The organism is Vibrio agarilyticus, assembly GCF_012641465.1.
Taxonomy (GTDB): Bacteria; Pseudomonadota; Gammaproteobacteria; order Enterobacterales; family Vibrionaceae; genus Vibrio; species Vibrio agarilyticus.
In genome coordinates, this window is record NZ_JABAIK010000001.1 from 351899 (window position 1) to 376269 (window position 24371).

Consider the following 24371-nt stretch of genomic DNA (forward strand, 5'->3'; position numbering starts at 1 on the left):
CAAAGTCAACCTGTTGCAACGTTAAGTAGGACGGGTATCGGCTTGTTCCGATGCGACAATGTCTAGCAGCGAATGAGGGTGCAATTTAATGCACACACCTTGTCGTTTAAATGCCACAGTCGGGTTGGCCAAACGCTCGCCCTCACCTTTTGGACTTGAGAGCTTAATAGAAATGCCTCGACTTTCGGCCTGTTCTAGTGCGTTGGCAAAATTCGGATTCTGATGTTGTAACACAGACAAATAGTCACTAGCAGATGCTGAGACAAACGGCGCTGGAATAACAAATTCGATGTGCTCCCAGCCTTGTCGTGGGTATAACTTCCCTTTCGCAGGGTATGGCAGTTCAAGACATGCGATTTGCCAAGCGCCAATTTCAATCGGGTGCGTGAACTTTAACACCACTATCGGGCGACCGTTTATCTGCGCGGTAGAAAGCATCTGCCCATGTTCAAGCCATGCCTGATGAGCCGCGTGCGCCAACGCCTCATCATTAATCCGCAGCGCGACGTGATCCGCTTGCAGTTGGGTAATATCTAACTTGAGATCTTGTGCAAGCTGTTTAATTTTCTCAATAAATGCAGGTAAGTCACTCAGCATTTGCTCAGGTAGCAGTCGTTCATGGTGTAATGCATGCAAAACGTCAGTCATGGGTTCTTCTCTTTAATCTTTAAATGGCGCCAATATAGACTCACACCACTTAACGATGCAGGTAGGCGGCAAACCAACAAAGCCTTTGAGCACGTCGTGGACACGTCGTGAACATAGATAAACTATTTGATGAGGTTTGTTAGGGCCAGTCAACATCGCTGCAACTTCAAATGGCAAGCGTATAGCGCTAGTATAAAAACAGCTGACCCTAATAATACCGTTTTTGAGTAAAACCCCAATAATCACCCTGTTGGTAACGCAATAAACTTGGTATTATTGGCGCCATTTTGTGAATTTTATCAGGTTCAATCATTTGAACCTGCTCTTCTTATATGAAGGAAATGCGAGTGAATATCCAAGCACTGATTAACGACAAAGTCTCTCAGGCTCTTGAAGCCGCTGGCGCACCTGCGGGCAGCCCTGCCGCGGTTCGTCAATCTGCCAAGCCACAATTTGGTGATTACCAAGCGAACGGCGTTATGGGGGTAGCAAAACAGTTAGGCACAAACCCTCGAGAGTTTGCGCAAAAAGTGCTCGATGTTCTCGACTTAGATGGTATTGCGAGTAAAACAGAAATCGCAGGCCCCGGTTTTATCAACATTTTCTTAAGTGATGCGTTTTTGGCCGCGCAAGCAGAAACGGCGCTGGCCGATACGCGTCTTGGTGTTGCCAGTGAAACACCACAAACCATCGTTGCCGATTACTCTGCGCCTAACGTGGCAAAAGAGATGCACGTCGGCCATTTGCGCTCAACCATCATTGGTGATGCGGTAGTCCGTACACTTGAATTTTTGGGTCACAAGGTCATCCGTGCGAATCACATCGGGGATTGGGGAACCCAGTTTGGTATGCTTATCGCCAATCTTGAGCGTGTGCAGCAAGAGAGCGGTGAAGTGTCAATGGAGCTTGCCGATCTCGAAGCTTTCTACCGCGAATCGAAAGCCCTCTACGATGAAGACGCCGCATTTGCGGAAAAAGCGCGCCAATATGTAGTGAAGCTGCAAAGTGGTGATGCGTTTTGTGTCGATATGTGGAAAAAACTGGTCGACATCACCATGATGCACAACCAGATCAACTATGACCGTTTAAATGTTTCTTTAACACGCAATGATGTTATGGGCGAAAGTATGTACAACGACATGCTACCTGTCATTGTGGCGGATCTCAAAGAGAAAGGCCTTGCGGTTGAAGATGATGGCGCCCAAGTGGTGTTTTTGGACGAATTCAAAAACAAAGATGGCGAGCCTATGGGCGTTATTATTCAAAAACGCGATGGCGGCTACCTCTATACCACTACTGACATTGCGTGCGCCAAGTATCGTTACGAAAAACTTGGCGCAGACCGTGTTCTCTACTTTATTGACTCGCGCCAACACCAACACCTTATGCAAGCTTGGACGATTGTACGCAAAGCCGGCTATGTTCCTGAGTCTGTCTCTCTAGAGCATCACGCTTTTGGTATGATGTTGGGTAAAGATGGCCGTCCATTTAAAACTCGTGCCGGAGGTACTGTGCGCCTTGCTGATCTTCTTGATGAAGCTCAGGAGCGAGCAACCAATCTCATCGAGTCTAAAAACCCAACCTTAGCTGCGGATGAAAAAGCGAAAATCGCTAATACTGTGGCGATGGCAGCGGTTAAATACGCGGATCTGTCAAAACACCGCACCACAGATTATGTCTTCGATTGGGATAATATGTTGGCCTTTGAAGGCAACACTGCGCCTTACATGCAATATGCCTATACTCGCGTGGCATCCATTTTCGCCAAAGCCGGTGTTGAGATGGACGCATTGACGGGTGCAATTGAGCTTAACGATGATAAAGAGAAGGCTCTGGTTGCCAAACTGTTGCAATTTGAAGAAGCGGTACAAAGTGTCGCGCGTGAAGGTCAACCGCACATCATGTGCGCGTATCTTTTTGAACTTGCTGGTCAATTCTCAAGTTTCTACGAGGCATGTCCGATTCTTAATGCTGACAATGACGCCGTAAAAGCGAGTCGCTTGAAACTTGCAGCACTAACGGCAAAAACCATCAAACAAGGCTTATCTCTGCTTGGTATTGAAACACTAGAGCGTATGTAAGTCAGATTTGACTATGCTTTTAAGGGTTGATGTGAATGCATCAGCCCTTTTTTATCTTGAATAATATTATTGCTACTGAGGTTCGATCATGGCGTTTTCACTTCACCCACAGTTATTGGCAGATACCACGTATCTTGGTGAGTTTCCTCTTTGCCTTGCCCTACTGCACAAAGACAACTCGGTGCCATGGGTCATTTTGGTGCCTAAGCGAGAAAACGTGCGCGAGCTGCACCATCTCAGTATGCAAGATCAGCAGCAGTTTTTATTGGAATCTCAAGCTGTTAATCACACTCTTGAGCGCTTATTTCAAGCCGACAAAATCAATTTTGGCGCGTTGGGTAATATCGTGCCTCAGCTTCATGTTCATCATATCGCGAGATTCATTGATGATATTGCTTGGCCTGGGCCATTATGGGGCAATACCGCAGGGCAGCCACGCGATGAAGAGACTCAAATTGAAATGACGTTAGTAATTCGAGCAGCGCTTAAACATCATGGCCTAATCACAGACTATACCCAAACAACTTGAAGATGCAGGTAAGCGACCAGCGAACAAAGCCTCTGAGCACTTCGTGAACATAGACAAGCTATGTGATGAGGTTTGTGAGTACCCATCCCTTCATTTTTTAAAGGAAAGCGCTGCAACTTCAAGTAGGACGGGTATAAGCGACATACACAAAATGTATGGCTCGACATCATCATAATGTCGCTGAAAGCGATATCGATCCGCTTATCACTTGGTAATAACGCACTCTCACCACCTCTTGGTTGCGATTGGTATCGACCATACGACTGATTTTGCCTCTTTTTATCCATACGGCGAGCATCGCATCAATCCCATCCTCACTCAGCGCAAACAACTTAGCCAATTCTGCGCGAGTCACGCCATTTTGCTGCGATATTTCTGTCAGTAATGCGTCCAAAATCATCATGATTACCTTTAGATTAGCTCTTTTACTTTGCTGATTATGCCATACACCGCATCATCGATAGGCAGAAAATTCCACCCCTATACCCATGCCACTTGGCGATGCCGCTAGGCGGCAAACCAACAAAGCCTTTGCGGACGTCGTGGACATAGACGAACGCTGTGATGAGGTTTGTGAAAGCTCGCGCCTTGGAAGCCAAACACTGAACCGCTTTCTGTTGTAACGAAAATGCGTTAAACAACTTGAAAATAGACTCGCTATTTCGCTGCGTTGTTTGCCTTGCTCTCAGCTCAGTGAGCCGGCTCTGAATCCAGCATGTTGAAGTCACTTGGGTATAGATATTAAGTTTCTACCCGTCATTTACGTCAAAATTGACTACGTCAATTTTGTCAAATGCCTTGTTCCAGATCACACTGAATGACTGGCCACAATGATAGCGAAGAGGACCAAAAATAAAATTAATCTTTAAATACAACAAGTTAAAGCCAATCGTTGAGGTTGTCGTAAATTTGCTAGCACGATGTCGTTAATTTAATATGAAAAATAAGTAAGCTAAGATAAAGTTATTTCATCGAGAGCAGCTGCTCTTAAACAGATTCCAGAGGTGGTATGGCCTCCATACCACTCCGGCAGCAAGCGAAGGTGTCATTGACACCCGTGGTATAGTCCCCCCGGCTATACCACGATATTTTTTTTGCACTCATTCTATCCCAATGAAATAAAACACTTTATTCCCCAAGCTCCTTGAGTCGATTGATTGTTGATTCTACAGTCGTAATTTCTAGGCACTGACAACATCAATGGAAGTCGAGCAACTCTCTTCATTGTTAATGTTGTTCTCCATCAATAGATAAATAGCTAACTATTTGAAAATAATATTAATTAATTTTTCGCAATAAGTTAAAGTCGACACATTCCTCATTATGCTGAACGCCAACATTCCCGATACAACCGCTTATTTCTCTGAGTGGTAGGCCAGCTCGTCCCTTGAGAGCCAATCACTGAACCGCTTTCTGTTGTAGCGAAAGTGCGTTAAACGACTTGAAAATATAGCCAAACAACTTGGAGTTGCAGCGAGGCGGCAAACGAGCAAAGCGTCTGAGCACTTCGTGAACATAGACGAGCTATATGATGAGATTTGTGAGAGCCAGCCAGCAACGCGGCAACTTTAAGTGGAAAGGGTATAGGCTGGGTATTTTCAAGATGCTTGCCTTGCGCTCAGCTCGGGGAGCAGGCCCTGAATCCTGCCAATTGAAGTCACTTGGGGAGACAAATCTGCATCGCTTAATAAGAAGGGAAACAAAGAGGCTAGCAAAAGCCCCTTTGAAAAAAATAGATAAGATGAAAGACGTTAATTGACCAGCTCATCATGTTTATCAATGACATATTTTGATGGGGATGTGCCAAAATATTGCTTAAAGCGCAAACTGAAATAAGAAGCATCATTAAAGCCACACGCAAACGCTACATCGGCAATTTTTTCTCCCGCTAACAGCCGTTGAGACGCTTTGGTCAAACGAACCTCAGTAAGATACTCAGTAAACGTTTGTTCATTAAGCAATTTAAATCTTCGCTGTAAACTTCGCTCTGAAACATAAAGCTTTTTCGCGGCCAGACTGGTACCAAAAGTCGCATCTGCGTAATGCGTTTCGACCAAATTGATCACCTTATTCAGCCAGCATTCATTATGCGAATCATCACTCTGATGTATCTCCAAATACGCCGTCACAGCATCGTCAATCGCGTCTGCTTTCATTGAATCGGTAGCTTGTGGCCAGATAAGCTCAATTTTATTCAAATACTCTGAGCTAAATACGATAATTTCCCCGCCACTCTCTTCGACATAGCCTCGCAACCGGTCCAATAAGTCAGGGAGATCATCCGATGCACCGGTTTTGACCGAATCACCTTGGTCAAGCGAAGAGAGTACAACAAAACCACTTTGAATTCGGAGTGTTAATGTTAATGTCTGATTCATATGCGAACGGGTGACTAAGTTGAGCAATAAGGTGTTTAAAAGTGCATCAAGATTAAAGTGAGACACCTCAATGCGCGCATTGGCCTCTCCTTGATATTCCAGCGTTACCCTATGCGCCTGTAAAGGTGCTTGCCATACTGAGACCAACGTTCTTATTACAAGGTCGAGGTCAAATCCCGGTAGCGTCTGATTATCCGTTAAACGATGAATCGCACTTAATGATTCTAAGTCTTCAAACAGTCCCAATAAATACGGTTTGGTCATCGGTTCGAGCCGTTGCAATGGCTCGACCAGTTTTGAAAGCTGAGCATGAATGGATAATAACCAATGCGAGGATAACTGCTTATCAACTTCGATTTGTCGCGCCAACAATTGATTTTCGACCAGTAAATTATCGGTTGCTTGGTTCAATTTTGCCGTCCGGCTATTTAATTGCGAATTCAATTCGCTTTTATTCTGAGCTCGGCGATAACGATGCCAGTAGGTTAAAAACGCAAGCATAATAATAACAATGGCCAGCACTGCAATAAGTGCCTTTGCTGTGAAGTACCAAGGCTTTGCAAAACCTAGCGTCACACTTTGGATAACCTCCCCGTCCTTTGAATTGGTCAGTTGCAATGTCACCGTGTTACAACACAGTGGCGTCAGCGTCACCTGGCCGTTTTCAGCGTATTGCCATTCTCCAGAGTCTCCCAAGCGGTAAAATACATTTTGATTGCTTGAAAGTGGCAGCACGCCCACTAACATACTGACGCTTGAACCGTATGGCAGCTGCGTAAAAGAAGCCTCAGTCTGACCTGTGCTTATCACCCTATCATTCACTTTTACTTGGCTCAGCGTGATCTGAGTGTCTGGTCGTGAACTGGTCAATAGTGCTTGCCTATCCACTTGGACGACACCGTAACGCGACCCCAATACCAATTGATTTGATGGCCAGTTGAGCTCAGGACAAGAGTTAGCAACAAATTCATTATTGATAAGGCCTAGAGGCGCACCAAAGTGGCGTTCAATTAACCCCTCTTTGGTGTAAAACGTTAATCCAACCGAGCTCGCCAACCAAACACCGTGTGGCTCCGCAATCAAGCAAGCGGGCAATGCATTTGCACGAGGCAGTTCAACCCGCTGAAAACCATTCCCACGAGGAATGGATTTATACACTCCATAAGCACTGGCATACCAAAAGGCGCCATCTGGTCCTTGTGCAACATCAATGCTACTGCCAAAGGCGGACGCATGTCGTTCGAACTGAATTCGGTCCCCTTTGACGATGTACACGCCATGAGCGGTTCGCACCAATAGTGAGATCCCCGCCATTTTTTCTAATCCGGTAATAGCAGACGGCAAATACTGACTTACTGGCCATTGATTGCCATAGCTTTTGAGCGCTTCATGTTCAGGTATGTAGTTAAAAAGATAAAAACCATCGCTAAACCAAAGGGTTTGAGCGTCATCAATTTCGATATGATCGAACGAACGATGACCGACCTCATAACTCAGCGCCACTTTCTGAGTGCGGTTTGCCTGCCAATCAAACTGGTACAACCCAGTGTCGGTTGCTAACCAAACCACGTTTTTGCCTAACGCAAAATCATTAATCGTCAGCGTTAGTGGAAACGCCTCTATTGCACTTGGTGCGTCGGTTTGCCGATAGAGCGTATTTTCGCTCATAAACCATAAGGTTCCATCTTGGCTCCGCTCCACTTTGCCAAGCCCTGGTGCATCAAATTCATTGCCTATTTGATCTTTTACCGTACGTAAAAAATGCTGACTAAATGACGAATGATAAAAAACACCACGACTTGTGGCTATCCAAATGCCGTTGTGGCGATCACTGTCTAGCGCGTGAATTTTTAGAGCGCCAATCGGTATACCATCGACACTATTGGCAAGCTCAACCACTTTGCCGCTCGCAAACGAGTAAAAATAAAGTCCTTGCTCAGTTCCAACCCAGTAGCCATCATTGTTTTCCGTGATAGCGGTGACATTGCTGTTGCCAATAAACGGTTTTGTTGTGGTCGCATCAACAAGATTAACCAATACCGCTCCAGCCCCAGTGCCTACTAATATTTCATTACGGCGAGTAGAATAGTGCAATTTAGAGTTGAAATTTTTTTTGGATGCCGTCAAGTGCGTAAATTGGCGTCCTTGAGAAAGATAAGAGCCCGATGAGGTGGCTAACACCCAACGTCGCCCTACCTTAACAGCATGATTGATGGTAATTTGACTGCTTTGATTATGCTGATACAAACCGTCAAGTGGATAAACATCGAGTTCTTCGCTGGCGACATCAAATGTGTAGAAAGATTTTCCATCGCTCAACCAAAGATACTCGTCATAGGCACCAATACGTTTTATTTCAGTACCCGCCGCCAATTGGAGCATTGACTCTCGCGTTCCATCCCCAAGAATTCGAAACACTTCATTCTCAACAACGGTCCAAAACTGTTGCCCAGCAAAAGCCAAAAGATGAGACTCTCCCCGGGTTAGTGCTGAGTATGCCAGCAGTAGACGGCGACCATCAAAATAATGCACATTGCCATGAATATCATGTAGCCAAACTCCACCTGCATCACTTACATGCAAATCTTGGGCAACAACAAACGTGCCCTGAGCCTGGTTTGGCAGTGCGTAAAACGTATTTGCGTCGCGAGACAAGGCTGCCGCAGTCGCACCTGAGATAAATTCAGTATTCCAACCAGCCAGCAGCGCAAAACAGAGCCCCCAATATGACGCTATGTAACGAAACAATTGCCTATTCCTTCCCCCAGCGCAGCGTAATTCCTCCCTTTCGCATCATGCTCAGTACCACCGTTTGGCTCATCAACGCCAGAAAAACGGTCTAATACTGCCCGTGGTAACACGCTACGATAAGGGGAAGAATTATGTGTTAAGTCTTTGCTTAAACTATTATTTTATGCTGCTAATTTTAGACAAAACTATGATAACGGATTCGGTTTAGGGTGGAACCATTCCCGGCAAATTTTCGCCCAAATATAGCTAGGGGATCACGCAATTGCGTTATTTCGTTTCATTTCTATACCGCACATTTCCCTACTAAATAGAACACATCACCAATTGAGACGACGCAACATCATTTTGTTATACCCAAGTAACCTTAAGATGCGTGGTTCAGCGAGAATGACTTGGTTTGTCAGTGAGGCGAGGATTTGAAGATTGAGTGGTTCTCAATCGAAAATCGTCAACAAAGCTGATGAGCCAAGACAGCTCGCCCCTTGGGAGCCAATCACTGAACCTATAGCGGCGTTAAACAACTTGAAAATAGACTCGCTATTTCGCTGCGTTGTTTGCCTTGCTCTCAGTTCAGTGAGCCGGCTCTGAATCCAGCATTTTGAGGTCACTTGGGTATAAACACGCAGTAAGATCGTCTGACATCCGTTGAAGAAATTCAAAGTAACTCGTTTTGCCTAGCACAATATCGCTACCAATCGGATCCAATTGACCAATTTTTGCCGCGCTACCTTGAACCACGCGCTCTACCAATGCTGGAGTAAATTGCGGCTCAGCAAACACACACGTGCCAGGCACTTTAGCCAAAGTTTTTCGAATTGATATTAACGTCTTAGCGCCCGGTTTTCGTTCCGGATTCACGGTAAAGTAACCGAGGTTATTCAGTTGATAACGTTTTTCAAAATATCCATAGGCATCATGAAATACGTAATAACCCTGATCTCGCACTGGCATCAACTGCTGCGATATTTTCTCATCTGTCTGCTTTAGCTGAGCAAGAAACCACTTTAAATTACGCTCATAAACCGTCTTATTTTTGGGATCATGCTTTATCAGTGCCTCGACGATAATTTGCGCAGCCTGCTCTGCTTGACTCACACCGAGCCAAAAATGAGGATCGGTCGAACCATGGTTGTGCCCATCATGATCGGTATGGACATCACTGAACGCATTGAGATGCAATCGTGACTCGTTGCTTAACGTGACCACAGCTGAATGATCTTCAAGCAATTTCCCCATAAAACCTTCCAGTTCCGGACCAAACCAAATGACCAAATCCGCATTCTGCACCGCTTTTACATCCGAAGGTTTCAAGGCATAATCGTGAGGTGAGGCGTTACTTGGCAACACACTCATAGGCTCGGTAACACCATCGGTTAAGGCAAAGGTTATCATCTGAATTGGTTTAATACTGGTAACCACATTCATCGCTTGCGCTTGCCATGGCATTAATGCTGCAAGCATAACAATCATCAATTTGTTCATCTGTCCATTAATTCGCTGTAGAGTCATCATCGACTAGATGTTACATTATAACATTACGCGAAAGCAAACGAGTTCTCTCATGGCTGCAATATTGCAACTGGCTAATATTTCAATTCAATTTAACCAACGGCAAGTGCTTGATAATGTCTCGCTTGCTCTAGAGCTTGGTAAAATCACGACCTTAATTGGTCCCAATGGTGCAGGAAAATCAACCTTAGTCAAAATCGTCCTCGGGCTTATCAAAGCCGATAGCGGCACTGTTCATAAATCAGCAAGATTACGTATCGGCTATGTTCCGCAAAAGCTTCACCTGAATGATAGTTTGCCGCTCGATGTAAAACGGTTTCTCAACCTGTCGGCGAAATACAGTACTCAAGAGTGTCTTGAAGCGCTCAATTTGGTCGGTGCTGAACACCTTTACAGTCAAAATATGCACAAACTTTCAGGTGGTGAGACACAGCGGGTTTTGCTTGCTCGCGCACTCTTGCGTCGCCCTGAATTATTGGTGCTCGATGAACCTGCTCAAGGCGTTGATATACAAGGTCAAATGGATCTTTATGATTTAATTGATGCGATTCGCCATCGATTCGGTTGTGCCGTACTGATGGTGTCTCATGACCTGCATCTCGTGATGGCAAAAACCGACGAAGTCATTTGCCTACATCACCATATTTGCTGCTCAGGTGCACCCGCTGCAATCACTCAGCATCCCGCTTATTTGGCGCTTTTTGGCGCGCAATCGGCTCAATCACTTGCCATTTATCACCACAACCACGCTCACCATCATCATGACCTTGCCGGAAGCCCTGTCGAGGGGGATGCGGAGCATTGCTGTGATCATCGCCATGGACACCATCATGATTGATTTTTTACTCCCTTCTCTGCTCGCAGGTTTTGGTATCGCGGCAATTGCGGGTCCCCTTGGCTCCTTCGTTGTCTGGCGAAAAATGGCGTATTTTGGTGACACGCTTGCCCATGCATCACTCATGGGGCTGTCACTGGGTCTACTGCTAGACATCAATCTCAATCTTGCCTTGGTATTATGCTGCCTCGCATTGGCTGCTTTACTTGTCACCTTTCAACGTCAAAACGTGGTCGCTACCGATACTATTCTAGGCATTTTGGCGCACAGCGCGCTCTCTGTTGGCTTAGTCGCACTGAGCTTTCTTGATCATGTTCGCGTCGACTTAATGAGCTACCTGTTTGGCGATCTATTGTCAGTCTCAGCTAACGATCTTGTGTTTATTTATGGGGGGGCTGCCGCTGTTCTTGGTTTGCTCGCCATCTTTTGGCGCCCGCTTATCTCTAGCACGGTAAATGAAGAATTGGCGAGTGTTGAAGGCATTAACACCGAATTTTATCGTTTATTACTCATGCTTATGATCGGCGTCGTGATAGCGGTCGGTATGAAATTTGTCGGCGCGCTGATCATCACTTCTTTGTTGATCATTCCTGCCGCTGCCGCTCGCCGTATTGCGAAAACACCGGAGCAAATGGTGGTGATCGCATCGTGTATTGGCGCGGTTGCCGTGTGTATTGGTTTGGCATTATCATGGCACTGGGATACACCTGCTGGCCCGTCGGTCGTATTGAGTGCGGCGATAATTTTTGTCCTAGCGCAGCTTGTGCCTCAGCGTCAATAGGCTCAGAGTTCAAAAAATACAAAGCCCAAGCAGATGCTTGGGCTCATTTCTCGCTATCTTGGTGATAATATCGCTATTACCAGCCTGTTACGTCACGCAAAGCGATACCAATATCGGCTAACGACTGAACCGTTTTAACCCCCGCTTCTTCAAGTGCCGCAAATTTATCTTCCGCGGTCCCTTTACCACCTGAAATAATGGCACCGGCATGCCCCATACGTTTACCTGGAGGCGCCGTAACGCCAGCAATATAGGAAACCACAGGTTTAGTCACATTGGCTTTAATATACGCGGCGGCCTCTTCTTCTGCGGTGCCACCAATTTCGCCGATCATCACAATTGCCTCAGTTTCAGGATCTTGCTCAAACAGCGCCAAGATATCGATAAAGTTAGAGCCTGGAATTGGATCGCCACCGATACCAACGCAAGTTGACTGACCAAAACCTTCGTCTGTGGTTTGCTTAACCGCTTCATAAGTAAGCGTCCCTGAGCGAGACACAATTCCTACTTTGCCTTTTTTATGAATATGTCCTGGCATAATACCAATTTTACATTCATCTGGCGTAATGATACCTGGGCAGTTAGGGCCTATCATGCGGACGCCGGTCTCCTCAAGCTTGACTTTAACATCGACCATATCAAGCGTAGGAATTCCCTCGGTAATGGTGACAATGAGCTCAATACCCGCGTCGATGGCTTCCAAAATGGCATCTTTACAAAATGGCGCAGGCACATAGATAACGCTTGCGGTCGCACCTGTTGCTTTCACAGCATCACGCACTGTATTAAACACAGGCAAACCAAGATGTGTTTGACCGCCTTTGCCCGGCGACACGCCACCCACAAGTTGAGTGCCATAAGCCAATGCTTGCTCAGAGTGGAACGTACCTTGACCGCCGGTAAACCCTTGGCAGATAACCTTAGTCTCTTTATTAATTAGTATTGACATTATTTGCCCTCCGCAGCAGCAACGACTTTTTGTGCAGCATCGGACAATGACTGGGCTGCAATGATATCCAAACCCGAACTTGCTAGTACTTCACGGCCGAGATCGGCGTTAGTACCTTCAAGACGAACCACCACCGGGACTTCGACACCCACTTCTTTGACAGCGCCAATAATGCCTTCGGCAATCATATCGCAGCGGACAATACCGCCAAAAATGTTAACCAATACGGCTTTTACATTACTGTCAGATAAAATGATTTTGAATGCTTCGGCCACACGCTCTTTCGTCGCACCGCCGCCAACGTCTAAGAAGTTAGCCGGTTTGCCACCGTGCAAATTAACAATATCCATGGTTCCCATCGCAAGGCCTGCGCCATTTACCATGCAGCCAACATTGCCATCTAGCGCCACATAATTGAGTTCCCACTGTGCGGCGTGCGCTTCGCGCTCGTCCTCTTGTGAAGGATCGTGCATTTCGCGCAACTTAGGCTGGCGATACAATGCATTGGAATCAATATTAATTTTGCCATCGAGGCATAACAGATTGCCTTCACCCGTGATCACTAATGGATTGATTTCAAGCAGAGCCAAATCGTACTGAGTAAACATGTTAGCTAGGCCCAGGAATATTTTGACAAATTGCTTGATCTGGTCGCCCTGTAGGCCAAGTTTAAACGCCAGTTCACGACCTTGATAGGCTTGCGGCCCCACTAAGGGGTCGATAGCCGCTTTGTGGATCAGCTCAGGAGTCTCTTCTGCGACTTTCTCAATTTCCACGCCGCCTTCGGTCGATGCCATAAAGACAACTTTGCGACTTGCTCTGTCCACCACGGCGCCAAGATACAGCTCGTTGGCAATACTTGAGGCTTCTTCGACGAGAATTTTAGTTACAGGTTGACCATTGGCATCAGTCTGGTAAGTCACGAGGTTCTGACCGAGCCATTTTTGGGCAAAGTCACGAACACCGTCTTTAGTGTCGTGCAATTCGACACCACCGGCCTTACCTCGTCCACCCGCATGGACCTGACATTTAACGACTTTTTTGGTAGTGCTAATGCGACCTGCCGCTTCAAAAGCTTCTTGCGGCGTATCGCACGCGTATCCTTCTGGGACTGGCAGCCCGAACTCAGCAAACAGCTGTTTGGCTTGATATTCATGCAAATTCATTGTGATATTCCATTTGTTCTCCCTAACGGGATTCTTTTATCCATCACGCTGCAGGCGGCGCTGCTATCACGTTTTTGTGGGTCTTCTCAAATAAACTGCAAATACATCCGTCTTACTTGACGTCGCTGCGTTGTTGATTGGCACGAACAAATCTCATCACAAAGCATTACTATGCTGAAAGGCTTGTTTCGCTTCTTGCCGAGCTGCATCGCCAAATAATTTGGATATACAGTAAGAATAGTGGCAGTTCAATTGAAGGCCAGACGTTGAGCCAGTCTAGCCTTGCACGCTGACAAGGTCGAGCCATCCACCGTGACTCGACGTTTTAGCGATATTAAACGTCTAACAATAGACGTGCTGGGTCTTCCAGTAACTCTTTAATCGTGACGAGGAATCCGACGGATTCACGTCCATCAATCAAACGGTGGTCATAAGAAAGCGCGAGATACATCATTGGTAAAATTTCGACCTTACCATCGACTGCCATAGGGCGGTCTTGGATTTTGTGCATGCCTAAAATCGCCGCTTGAGGCGGGTTAATGATAGGCGTCGACATTAATGAGCCAAACACACCACCATTTGTAATGGTAAAGTTACCGCCCATCAATTCATCAACAGTGAGTTTTCCATCGCGACCTTTTACCGCCAGATCTTTAATGCCTTTTTCGATATCAGCAAAACCAAGGGTGTCGCAATCTTTTAGTACCGGAGTCACCAGACCACGAGGTGTCGATACCGCCATACTAATATCAAAATAGTTATGGTAGACAATATCATCACCATCAATAGAGGCATTGATTTCTGGGTAGCGCTTCAAGGCTTCGGTAACCGCTTTGACATAAAACGACATAAAGCCAAGACGTATTCCGTGACGCTTTTCGAAATGCTCTTGATACTGCTTGCGCAATTCCATAATCGGCTTCATGTTCACTTCATTAAATGTGGTGAGCATGGCAGTACTGTTTTTCGCTTCAAGCAAGCGGTTTGCCACGGTTTTACGTAAGCGAGTCATTGGTACGCGTTTTTGACTGCGAGCAGTTACTGTGGGTGCCTCTACCGCAGCGACGGATTCATCTCGACTCGACGCACTGTCAAGGTAGCTCTGCACATCTTCACGAGTAATACGTCCACCCACGCCAGTCCCTTTCACCTGCGTAGGCTCTAAGCCGTGCTCAGCGAGCAAACGGCGTACGGCTGGACTGAGCGCATCGTTGGACTCTTCCGTTAATACCGCTTTGTGACGCTTATCAGGAGAGGCTTCAGTGGCTTCCGTTGTGTCTGCGGTTGGCTCGCCAGCCACTGCGCCAAGCTTCAATTTCGCTATCAACTGCTTAGAAAGAACTGTAGCCCCTTCATCTTCAATGATCGCTTCAAGCACACCAGCATCGGGCGCTGGCACTTCAAGTACCACTTTATCGGTTTCAATATCAACGATGACTTCATCACGCGCGACAGCATCGCCTGGTTTTTTGTGCCAAGTAGCGACGGTGGCATCGGCCACTGATTCAGGTAAATCTGGAACCAGAATTTCAATTGTCATATCTGTTTCTTCCTTTACTTCTCGTTCTTAATTCGACGCGGTCGAATTTACGTTGAGTGCGTCTTCAATCAACGCCTTTTGTTGTTTTAAATGCACGGACATGTATCCGACCGCAGGCGATGCTGATGCGGGGCGACCGGCATAATGCAAGGGTGCGTGATTCGGAATTGCGGCGCGGAAATTGTGTTGACTACAGTACCAAGCCCCTTGATTTTGGGGCTCTTCTTGACACCAGACATAATCAATAACATTGTCGTACGGTGCAATAGCGGCTTTGACCTGTTCAATTGGGAACGGATAGAGCTGCTCAATACGCACGATAGCCACATCAAATTGCTCATTCTTACGGCGCTGATCAAGCAAGTCGTAATAGACTTTGCCAGAGCAGAAAACCACTCGCTTCACCTCGGCAGGATTTAGCTCATCGATTTCACCAATTGCAGGAAGGAAATTACCCGCAGAAAGATCTTCAAGGCTCGAAGTACACAATGGATGACGCAACAAAGATTTTGGTGACATCACAATCAACGGACGACGCATTGGTCGCACAACTTGGCGACGGATCATGTGGTACACCTGAGCCGGAGTCGACGGCACGACCACCTGCATATTTTGCTCGGCGCAAAGCTGCAAATAGCGCTCAAGACGAGCTGATGAGTGTTCTGGTCCCTGTCCTTCATAGCCATGTGGTAATAACATTGTTAACCCACATAACCTTGCCCACTTTTGCTCACCAGAGGAGATAAATTGATCAATGACCACTTGTGCGCCATTGGCAAAATCACCAAATTGCGCCTCCCAAATGGTCAATCCACTCGGCTCTGCCGTCGCGTAACCGTATTCAAACGCCAGAACGGCTTCTTCAGACAAAACAGAGTCAAAAACTTGGAATGGACCTTGTTTATCATGAATATTACACAGTGGAATGTAGGTACTCGCATCCAACTGATTATGCAAAACTGAATGGCGATGGAAGAAAGTACCGCGACCAGAATCCTGACCAGAAAGGCGGATGCGTTTACCTTCATCCACCAGCGTGGCATACGCTAATGTTTCAGCCATACCCCAATCGAGCGGTTTTTCACCGTTCATCATCGCGATGCGGTCGTTATAAAGCTTATTGACTCGGCTGTGCAGCTTATGACTCTCAGGGTACTGACACAAACGCATACCAAGCTCAATCAAACGCTGCTCGTCAAATTGATTTGCCCAACTGATATCCCAATCATGGTTGAGATACGGCGACCAGTCGACAGAATGCAGCGCCATAGGTCGCCACTCTTTGACCACCACCTCGCCACGATCCAGCGCATCACGATACTCGTTGATCATCTGAGTGGCAGTTTCGATATCACACTCATGGCGATCGATTAGTATATCGGCATAGAGTTTACGTGGGGTTGGGTGCTTCTTAATTTTCTGATACATGAGCGGCTGAGTCGCGTTTGGTTCATCCGCTTCATTGTGACCATGACGACGATAACAGACGAGATCAATCACGACGTCACGTTTAAATTCATTGCGATAATCCAGTGCCAAGCGTGTAACAAATGCCACCGCTTCTGGATCGTCCGAATTCACATGAAAAATGGGCGCTTGCACCATTTTTGCAATATCGGTGCAATACATCGTTGAGCGAGTATCACGAGGGTTTGATGTGGTAAAACCAACTTGGTTGTTGATCACAACACGCACCGTGCCACCGACTTGAAAACCGCGCGCTTGCGACATATTAAAGGTTTCTGCGACAACGCCTTGTCCTGCAATTGCAGAATCACCATGAATCGTGATTGGTAGTACTTTCGCACCAATATTGTCACCCAAGCGGTCTTGACGTGCTCGTACAGAGCCCATCACCACTGGATTGACGATTTCAAGATGTGAGGGATTAAACGCGAGCGCCAAGTGGACATCACCACCGGGTGTGGCGAAATCGGCAGAGAAGCCTTGGTGATATTTCACATCGCCAGTGCCCCATGTCTCATCATGTTTACCGGCAAATTCATCAAACAAGTCTTGCGGCTTCTTACCCAGTACATTAACCAGCATGTTAAGACGGCCACGGTGAGCCATACCGATGACGACTTCACGCATTCCCGTTGCCCCAGCATGACGAATGAGTTCTTTCATCATCGGGATCATCGCATCTCCCCCTTCGAGAGAGAAACGTTTCGCGCCAGGGAACTTAGCACCAAGGTAACGCTCAAGCCCTTCTGCCGCGGTCAACTCTTCCAAAAAGGTGACTTTTTCTTGTTCGGTGAAATGTGGCTGACCAATAACCGATTCTAACCGTTGTTGAATCCAACGTTTTTGCTCGGTATCGACAATGTGCATATATTCTGCACCAATCGAACCACAATAAATTTTACCCAGTGCATCAACGATATCGCGTAACGCCATGGTCTCTTTGCCAATCGCAAATGAACCGACATTAAAACTCTCATCAAAATCGTCTTGGGTCAGTGAATGGAATGCGGGCGATAGCTCCGCAACTTGAGGACGCTGCCATAAACCAAGCGGATCAAGCTTTGCGGCTTCATGGCCACGAAAACGATATGCATTGATTAATTGCAGTACTTTTACTTGTTTTGCATCGACATCGGGGTCACTAACTTGGACATTGTAATGCTTTGTTTCTTGAGCTAAACGTCGGAAGTAATCACGAATACGCGAGTGTGGCTGTTCTGCCACTTCATCGACGGGTTTTGGTAACCCTTCAAAGACACGTATCCACTCCTCACTTACCAGATCGGGATCACTCAGATACAGTTCGTAGAGATCTTCTACATACGTTGCATTGGCGCCAGCCAAGTGTGAAGACTCGAGCCATGCCTTCATCACGCCGTTGTGCATATTTTCCCTTAACCAGTAGTTTTCACACTCGCAGCCATCACGGCTGCGTTATTGGATGCTGACGAGTTAACGCCAGCAATTATTATTCTAATGAGTTACACCGAGCGGTTGACCAACATTGTCTTAATGTGACCAATCGCTTTTGTCGGATTTAGCCCCTTAGGACAAACACTGACACAATTCATAATGCCATGGCAACGAAAAACACTAAATGCATCATCAAGATCACTTAATCGTTCATCGGTTGCCGTATCGCGGCTATCAATAAGCCAACGATAGGCGGCAAGTAATCCTGCGGGGCCAATGAATTTGTCTGGATTCCACCAAAATGACGGACACGACGTTGTGCAACACGCGCACATGATGCATTCGTACAACCCATCCAAATGCGCACGCTCTTCTGGCGATTGCAAGTTTTCACGCGAAGGCGGTAAGGCACCATCGGAGATCAAGAAAGGCTTCACTTTAGCGTAGTTATCGTAAAACTGAGTCATATCGACAATAAGATCGCGTACAACAGGCAAGCCTGGCAACGGTCTAATCACCACTTTATCGCCTTTAAGCGCAGACAATGGCGTAATGCACGCTAGGCCATTTTTGCCATTCATATTCAAACCGTCTGAGCCACAAACCCCCTCTCGGCAAGAACGACGAAAAGCTATCGATGGATCTTGCTCTTTCAACAGAATAAGCGCGTCGAGTACCATCATATCTGAGCCTTCTTCGACTTCAAGCTGATAGTCTTTCATGTAAGGCTTAGTGTCTACATCCGGATTGTAACGATATACTGAGAAGTTTAATTTCATGCGGTTGTCCTCCTTCTAGTATGTACGCACTTTCGGTGGGAACGCATCACGATAAACTGGCGCCATATTAACGTCACGTTTCGTCATTTGCTCCGTTTCCGGATTGTAGATGGAGTGGCATAGCCAGTTATCATCATCACGCTCTGGATAATCAAACCGCGCGTGCGCGCCGCGACTCTCGGTTCGATAATTCGCCGCGACAGCGGTCGAATAGGCGGTTTCCATTAGATTATCAAGTTCCAAACACTCAATGCGCTGAGTATTAAACTCACTTGACTTATCCGCTAAGTGGGCTTCTTTTAAACGCTGGCGAATCGTTTTGAGCTCTTCCAGTCCGGTGGCCATTGCATCACCTTCTCGGAACACCGAGAAACTATTTTGCATGCAGCGCTGCAAATCTTTGCGAATTTGCGCGGGATCTTCGCCACTTTGGCTATTTTCCCAACGCATCGTTCGAGCAAGAGAAGCCTCAATGTCTGAGTCGCTCGCTGGACGAGCTTCGCTTTGCGCCGCTAACGTTTCACCTAAATGCAACCCTGTTGCACGACCAAACACCACTAAATCAAGCAGCGAGTTCCCGCCAAGACGGTTTGCACCATGCACCGATACAGATGCAATTTCACCACACGCAAACAAACCTTGCACATCAACATCAGCACCATTTGCGGTTTGTTTGATGGCTTGACCAGAGACTTGAGTCGGCACGCCACCCATCATGTAATGACACGTTGGGATCACAGGGATCGGCTCTTTAACTGGATCCACATGGGCAAATGTGCGCGATAATTCACAAATACCCGGAAGTCGTGATTCTAAGACATCCTTACCAAGATGATCGAGTTTGAGTTTAATATGCGGCCCCCAAGGACCATCACAGCCGCGCCCTTCGCGAATTTCGATCATCATCGAGCGTGCGACGACATCTCGACCTGCTAAATCTTTGGCGTTCGGCGCATAACGCTCCATGAAGCGTTCCCCATCTTTATTCAGTAGGTAACCGCCTTCGCCACGACATCCTTCCGTCACGAGCACACCAGCGCCAGCAATACCTGTTGGATGGAATTGCCACATTTCCATATCTTGCATTGGCACGCCTGCGCGCAACGCCATTCCAACACCATCACCCGTATTGATATGCGCGTTGGTGGTTGATGCATAAATCCGCCCAGCGCCGCCTGTGGCCAAAATCGTCGCTTTGGCTTTGAAGTAGCAAATCTCGCCAGTTTCCATACACAATGCGGTACAACCAAGGACTACGCCATCTTGATTTTTTACCAAATCCAAAGCGTACCATTCAGAAAAAATCGTTGTCTTATGCTTGACGTTCTGCTGGTAAAGAGTATGAAGCAGAGCATGTCCTGTGCGGTCTGCCGCCGCAGCGGTGCGCGCAGCTTGCTCGCCACCAAATTCTTTTGACTGCCCGCCAAAGGGGCGTTGGTAAATCGTTCCGTCTTCGAAACGTGAAAACGGCAAGCCCATTTTCTCAAGTTCAATAACTGATTCGGGCCCGGTTTTGCACATATATTCGATCGCATTTTGATCGCCAATATAATCCGACCCCTTTACGGTGTCGTACATATGCCACTGCCAGTTATCTTGATGGGAATTGCCTAACGCAACGGTGATCCCACCTTGAGCCGACACCGTGTGTGAGCGCGTTGGAAATACCTTAGACAGCAACGCGCAACTTAAACCTTGCGCTGAAATTTGCAACGCAGCGCGCATGCCTGCGCCACCAGCACCAATCACGACAGCGTCAAACTCTCTTACTGGAATCGTCATTTACGCACCCCACAAAATAAATAGACCAGAGAAAAAATAGCCAAACAGCACCACAACCACGGCTAATTGCACAACACTGCGTAATAGAGCAGGTTTTACGTAATCGGTTAAAACTTGCCAAATGCCAATCCACGCGTGGATCATGATGCATGCAAGCGTCACCATGGTAAAAATTTTGGTAAAGCCGCTGTCAAAAAACTGCGTCCAAGTGGTGTAGGAAATATCAGTAAAGGCACAAAAACTGATCACATAAATGGTGTAAAGGGTCATGATGATGGCGGAGGCACGGATCAAAATAAAATCATGCACCCCGTTTCTGCCAAGGGAGGACACTTGCTTTACCATACTAAAATCCCTCCCAGCAGTGATAGCACGACAGTCGCACCAAAGACCACTTTGGCCGACTGTGCGCCGCTTTCTAATTCTTCAAAATGCCCAAGATCCATCAGTAAATGGCGAATGCCACCAGCGATGTGATAGGCAAGTGCAGTCAGAATGCCCCAAAGGACAAACTTAACCAAAACGTGCCCTACTAAGGCACTCGCTTGGTCAAAGCCTTGCGGCGAGGACAATGAGATCGACAGCAACCACAACAATATTCCGATTGCAATAAACGTGATCACACCGCTGATTCGGTGCACGATCGACGCGATTGCAGAAATCGGAAAGTGAATGGTCTGCAAATCGAGATTAACAGGTCTGGACTTTCTTTCTTTCACGGGCTTGCTCACTCTGCTCCATTGGGCATTTATAGTTATGAATAAAAATTGATGCCAACCCATCGAAATTAACATTTTATTAACACTCATAATGGCTTATTCGGCCACTTTAATGTAAACAAGTTGTTAACAAACAAGACTCAAAAAATCAGCTACAATTGCCAGCAAGCCCTGAAACGATAAGGATTGAACCATTATTTACTTTGTCACTATACGGACCGCAACATTCTAATACAATTGATGTAACAATTTTTGCTACATAGGACGAATTTTTAACATTATCGATGTAAAAAATCATAACAAGTGCACACATCGGCGGAGAAAAATTGACTTTATTAACGAACAGACGTACAAATTTGACACGCAAAACATCCTGGACGGATTAAATAAAACATAAAGGAGATTGTTATGGCAGATATGAAAGCGACCCTTCACGTAGAAGGTCACGCGCCAATCGAGCTGCCAATTATGGATGGAACCTTAGGGAACCCTGTAATTGACGTTCGTAAGCTGGGAGCAAACGGCTACTTCACTTTTGATCCTGGTTTTCTTGCCACTGCATCTTGCGAATCTCAGATCACTTTCATCGATGGCGGGAAAGGCATTTTGCTTCACCGCGGTTTTCCCATCGATCAGCTAGCGAACAACGCTGACTACCTTGAGGTCTGTTATATTCTTCTCTACGGCGAAGCCCCAACCCGCGAGCAGTACGAACAATTTAAAACAACGGTTACCCGCCATACTATGGTTCACGAGCAAATCGCGAGCTTTTTCCATGGCTTTCGTCGCGATGCGCACCCAATGGCAGTCATGTGTGGCGTTGTCGGTGCATTAGCGGCGTTCTATCACGACTCACTGGATATCAATAACGATGAACACCGCGAAATTGCGGCTTATCGCTTATTATCAAAAATGCCAACCTTGGCCGCCATGTGTTACAAATATTCCATTGGTCAACCTTTCATTTACCCTCGTAATGATTTGGGTTACGCAGAAAACTTTTTGCACATGATGTTTGCCAACCCATGCGAAGAGTACGAAGTTAACCCTGTCGTCGCGCGTGCGATGGACAAAATCTTTACGCTCCACGCGGATCATGAACAAAACGCATCAACCTCGACCGTTCGTCTATCCGGCTCGTCAGGTGCGAACCCATTCGCTTGTATTGCCGCAGGTATTGCATCACTTTGGGGACCCGCTCACGGCGGCGCAAACGAAGCATGCTTGAAGATGCTTGAAGAAATTGGCAGTGTTGACAATATTGAGGAGTTTGTTGCGCGCGCCAAAGATAAAGATGACCCATTCCGCCTCATGGGCTTTGGTCATCGCGTGTATAAAAACTACGATCCACGAGCCACGGTCATGCGTGAAACTTGCCACGAAGTGCTCAAAGAGCTCAACATCAAAGATCCTCTATTGGATGTTGCGATGGAGCTAGAACGTATTGCGCTGTCTGACGAGTATTTTGTGTCGAAGAAACTCTACCCAAATGTGGATTTCTATTCTGGCATCATCCTTAAAGCGATCGGTATTCCTGTGTCAATGTTTACCGTTATCTTTGCCATTTCTCGTACCATCGGCTGGATTGCACATTGGAACGAAATGCACAGCGATCCACTGAACCGTATTGGTCGTCCTCGCCAGCTCTATACCGGTGAAATGCATCGTGATTTTAAGCCATTGCACGAACGTGAATAATCACTGTTTAGCTTAATGCTGTGCGATGCGTTTGATTAACAAATGGGGCTTCACGATAGGGTGTATTTCTGTCTATACCCAAACAACTTGAAGATGCAGCTAGGCGGCAAAGGAGCAAAGCCTCTGAGCATAGACTAACTATGTGATGAGGTTTGTGAGAATTCGCCAACAACGCTGCAACTTCAAGTGGGACGGGTATAAGAGGCTGAGATTGTTAACCACCGCATCGTCATCGAATACGATAATGAAATAAAAAAGGCTTGAATTGAGTTTCAAGCCTTTTTTGTTTAAACATTGGTCCACCAACTAAACCGGGTTATCAATGTCAATGAAGGTGACTTTTAATCCATGGTGCGCCGCCAGCCACTCACCAAGTGCTTTAACTCCGTATCGCTCCGTAGCATGATGGCCCGCGGCAAAATAATGGATGTTCATTTCTCGCGCAGTGTAGGTTGTTCGCTCAGAGACCTCTCCGGAAATAAAAGCATCAAGACCTTTTCTCGCAGCAAGCTCAATATAGTCCTGACCGCCACCGGTACACCACCCTATGGTTTCAATCGGTTTATTACGCTGCTCTGGCTCAAGGTGAAGAGGGGTACGGCCCAGTACGGTCTCAATGCGCGTCGCTAATTCCGCCCCTGTTAACGCTTTTGAAAAGCGCCCCATCATCGCCACAGAGTGTGGGTGCCCTTCCATGCCTTCAATCGCTTTAATACCCAGAAGGTGGGCTAGTTGAGCGTTATTGCCTAGGGTCGCATGAATGTCCAACGGTAAATGATAGGCGTAGAGGTTCAAATCGTTTTTCATCAAAGCGCGAATACGGCGCCCTTTCATGCCGCGCAGTGGCTCTGGCTCTCCTTTCCAAAAGTAGCCATGATGAACCAAAAGTGCATCAGCATTGAGTTCTATCGCTTTATCAATCAAAGCTTGAGAGGCGGTAACGCCTGTTACAATATGACCGATGTCAGCTCGACCTTCCACTTGCAAACCGTTTGGACAGTAATCATTAATAGCATGTGGATGCAACTCTACATTGAGCAGAGATTCTAAGTCTAAATTGTTCATATTCGGTTTCACTTTGGTCATGAGTATCGGTAATCTCTTCTCTTAAGTTTGCATCTTGAGGTGGTTCATACACCCAAACACTTAGGGTTGCGGCTAGGCGGCAAACAAACAAAACCTCTGAGAATAAACAAACTATACCCAAACAACTTGAAGATGCAGGTAGGCGACCAGCGAACAAAGCCTCTGAACATAGATAAACTATGTGATGAGGTTTGTGAGTGCCCGTCAACACCGCTGCAACTTCAAGTAGGACGGGTATATACCCAAGTAACTTTAAGTTA

The 24371-nt window shown here is 46.7% G+C and carries 18 protein-coding genes; 5 read left to right on the forward strand and 13 right to left on the reverse strand.

Features of this window, described 5'->3' with window-relative positions:
• Positions 1-21 precede the first annotated feature (21 nt).
• Entirely contained in the window at positions 22-648 is a 627-nt protein-coding gene (locus HGP28_RS01505) for a VOC family protein (RefSeq protein WP_168834657.1), read from the reverse strand.
• A 347-nt stretch (positions 649-995) separates the two neighbouring features.
• Here HGP28_RS01505 and argS point away from each other — a divergent pair, with 347 nt between their 5' ends.
• A complete protein-coding gene (gene argS / locus HGP28_RS01510) occupies positions 996-2729 on the forward strand; it encodes an arginine--tRNA ligase (protein ID WP_168834658.1) in 1734 nt (577 codons plus the stop codon).
• Positions 2730-2817: 88 nt separating this feature from the next.
• Entirely contained in the window at positions 2818-3258 is a 441-nt protein-coding gene (locus tag HGP28_RS01515) for an HIT domain-containing protein (RefSeq protein WP_168834659.1), read from the forward strand.
• A 169-nt stretch (positions 3259-3427) separates the two neighbouring features.
• Here HGP28_RS01515 and HGP28_RS01520 read toward each other — a convergent pair whose 3' ends face one another.
• The 3 genes from HGP28_RS01520 to znuA form a co-directional block, all read right to left on the reverse strand.
• Positions 3428-3658 (reverse strand): FeoC-like transcriptional regulator, encoded by a 231-nt coding sequence (locus HGP28_RS01520; RefSeq protein WP_168834770.1) that lies wholly within the window; start codon positions 3656-3658, stop codon positions 3428-3430.
• Between the two features lie 1351 nt (positions 3659-5009).
• Positions 5010-8384 carry an AraC family transcriptional regulator gene (locus HGP28_RS01525; RefSeq protein ID WP_168834660.1) on the reverse strand — a complete coding sequence of 1125 codons (3375 nt, stop codon included), beginning with the start codon at positions 8382-8384 and terminating at the stop codon, positions 5010-5012.
• Positions 8385-8957: 573 nt separating this feature from the next.
• Positions 8958-9869, reverse strand: a complete 912-nt coding sequence (gene znuA / locus HGP28_RS01530; RefSeq protein ID WP_168834771.1) for a zinc ABC transporter substrate-binding protein ZnuA — start codon at positions 9867-9869, stop codon at positions 8958-8960.
• A 79-nt stretch (positions 9870-9948) separates the two neighbouring features.
• On the opposite strand from znuA, the gene znuC reads away from it, so the two are divergent.
• Positions 9949-10734: a zinc ABC transporter ATP-binding protein ZnuC gene (znuC, locus tag HGP28_RS01535; RefSeq protein ID WP_168834661.1), complete on the forward strand. Its 786-nt coding sequence runs from the start codon at positions 9949-9951 to the stop codon at positions 10732-10734.
• Positions 10727-11512 (forward strand): zinc ABC transporter permease subunit ZnuB, encoded by a 786-nt coding sequence (gene znuB, locus HGP28_RS01540; protein WP_168834662.1) that lies wholly within the window; start codon positions 10727-10729, stop codon positions 11510-11512. The genes znuC and znuB overlap by 8 nt, the downstream gene beginning before the upstream one ends.
• 76 nt (positions 11513-11588) lie before the next feature.
• Here znuB and sucD read toward each other — a convergent pair whose 3' ends face one another.
• The 8 genes from sucD to sdhC all read right to left on the reverse strand — a co-directional run bounded on the left by sucD (position 11589) and on the right by sdhC (position 21339).
• Complete coding sequence (gene sucD, locus HGP28_RS01545) at positions 11589-12461, reverse strand: succinate--CoA ligase subunit alpha (RefSeq protein ID WP_168834663.1); 873 nt, start codon at positions 12459-12461, stop codon at positions 11589-11591.
• Positions 12461-13627, reverse strand: coding sequence for an ADP-forming succinate--CoA ligase subunit beta (gene sucC / locus HGP28_RS01550; protein WP_168834664.1), 1167 nt, complete (start codon positions 13625-13627; stop codon positions 12461-12463). Before sucC ends, sucD begins: the two co-directional genes overlap by 1 nt.
• A gap of 334 nt (positions 13628-13961) precedes the next feature.
• Entirely contained in the window at positions 13962-15167 is a 1206-nt protein-coding gene (gene odhB, locus HGP28_RS01555) for a 2-oxoglutarate dehydrogenase complex dihydrolipoyllysine-residue succinyltransferase (RefSeq protein WP_168834665.1), read from the reverse strand.
• A 27-nt stretch (positions 15168-15194) separates the two neighbouring features.
• Positions 15195-18020 (reverse strand): 2-oxoglutarate dehydrogenase E1 component, encoded by a 2826-nt coding sequence (gene sucA / locus HGP28_RS01560; protein WP_168834666.1) that lies wholly within the window; start codon positions 18018-18020, stop codon positions 15195-15197.
• Between the two features lie 95 nt (positions 18021-18115).
• Positions 18116-18826, reverse strand: coding sequence for a succinate dehydrogenase iron-sulfur subunit (locus HGP28_RS01565; RefSeq protein WP_168834667.1), 711 nt, complete (start codon positions 18824-18826; stop codon positions 18116-18118).
• Between the two features lie 15 nt (positions 18827-18841).
• Positions 18842-20608, reverse strand: a complete 1767-nt coding sequence (gene sdhA, locus HGP28_RS01570; protein WP_168834668.1) for a succinate dehydrogenase flavoprotein subunit — start codon at positions 20606-20608, stop codon at positions 18842-18844.
• Entirely contained in the window at positions 20609-20953 is a 345-nt protein-coding gene (gene sdhD, locus HGP28_RS01575) for a succinate dehydrogenase, hydrophobic membrane anchor protein (RefSeq protein ID WP_168834669.1), read from the reverse strand.
• Positions 20947-21339, reverse strand: coding sequence for a succinate dehydrogenase cytochrome b556 subunit (sdhC, locus tag HGP28_RS01580; protein ID WP_168834670.1), 393 nt, complete (start codon positions 21337-21339; stop codon positions 20947-20949). The genes sdhD and sdhC overlap by 7 nt, the downstream gene beginning before the upstream one ends.
• A gap of 396 nt (positions 21340-21735) precedes the next feature.
• Here sdhC and HGP28_RS01585 point away from each other — a divergent pair, with 396 nt between their 5' ends.
• Complete coding sequence (locus HGP28_RS01585; protein ID WP_168834671.1) at positions 21736-23025, forward strand: citrate synthase; 1290 nt, start codon at positions 21736-21738, stop codon at positions 23023-23025.
• Positions 23026-23331: 306 nt separating this feature from the next.
• Here HGP28_RS01585 and HGP28_RS01590 read toward each other — a convergent pair whose 3' ends face one another.
• On the reverse strand, positions 23332-24090 hold the full coding sequence (locus HGP28_RS01590) for a Nif3-like dinuclear metal center hexameric protein (RefSeq protein ID WP_168834672.1): 759 nt from the start codon (positions 24088-24090) through the stop codon (positions 23332-23334).
• Between the last annotated feature and the right edge of the window lie 281 nt (positions 24091-24371).

Coding starts and splice junctions, on each gene's coding strand:
- HGP28_RS01565 (WP_168834667.1), bottom strand. CDS start 18,826: ATGAAATTAAACTTCTCAGTATATCGTTACAATCCGGATGTAGACACT.
- odhB (WP_168834665.1), bottom strand. CDS start 15,167: ATGACAATTGAAATTCTGGTTCCAGATTTACCTGAATCAGTGGCCGAT.
- HGP28_RS01505 (WP_168834657.1), bottom strand. CDS start 648: ATGACTGACGTTTTGCATGCATTACACCATGAACGACTGCTACCTGAG.
- HGP28_RS01585 (WP_168834671.1), top strand. CDS start 21,736: ATGGCAGATATGAAAGCGACCCTTCACGTAGAAGGTCACGCGCCAATC.
- znuA (WP_168834771.1), bottom strand. CDS start 9,869: ATGAACAAATTGATGATTGTTATGCTTGCAGCATTAATGCCATGGCAA.
- sucA (WP_168834666.1), bottom strand. CDS start 18,020: ATGCACAACGGCGTGATGAAGGCATGGCTCGAGTCTTCACACTTGGCT.
- sdhD (WP_168834669.1), bottom strand. CDS start 20,953: ATGGTAAAGCAAGTGTCCTCCCTTGGCAGAAACGGGGTGCATGATTTT.
- HGP28_RS01515 (WP_168834659.1), top strand. CDS start 2,818: ATGGCGTTTTCACTTCACCCACAGTTATTGGCAGATACCACGTATCTT.
- sdhA (WP_168834668.1), bottom strand. CDS start 20,608: ATGACGATTCCAGTAAGAGAGTTTGACGCTGTCGTGATTGGTGCTGGT.
- znuC (WP_168834661.1), top strand. CDS start 9,949: ATGGCTGCAATATTGCAACTGGCTAATATTTCAATTCAATTTAACCAA.
- HGP28_RS01520 (WP_168834770.1), bottom strand. CDS start 3,658: ATGATTTTGGACGCATTACTGACAGAAATATCGCAGCAAAATGGCGTG.
- sucD (WP_168834663.1), bottom strand. CDS start 12,461: ATGTCAATACTAATTAATAAAGAGACTAAGGTTATCTGCCAAGGGTTT.
- sucC (WP_168834664.1), bottom strand. CDS start 13,627: ATGAATTTGCATGAATATCAAGCCAAACAGCTGTTTGCTGAGTTCGGG.
- znuB (WP_168834662.1), top strand. CDS start 10,727: ATGATTGATTTTTTACTCCCTTCTCTGCTCGCAGGTTTTGGTATCGCG.
- HGP28_RS01590 (WP_168834672.1), bottom strand. CDS start 24,090: ATGAACAATTTAGACTTAGAATCTCTGCTCAATGTAGAGTTGCATCCA.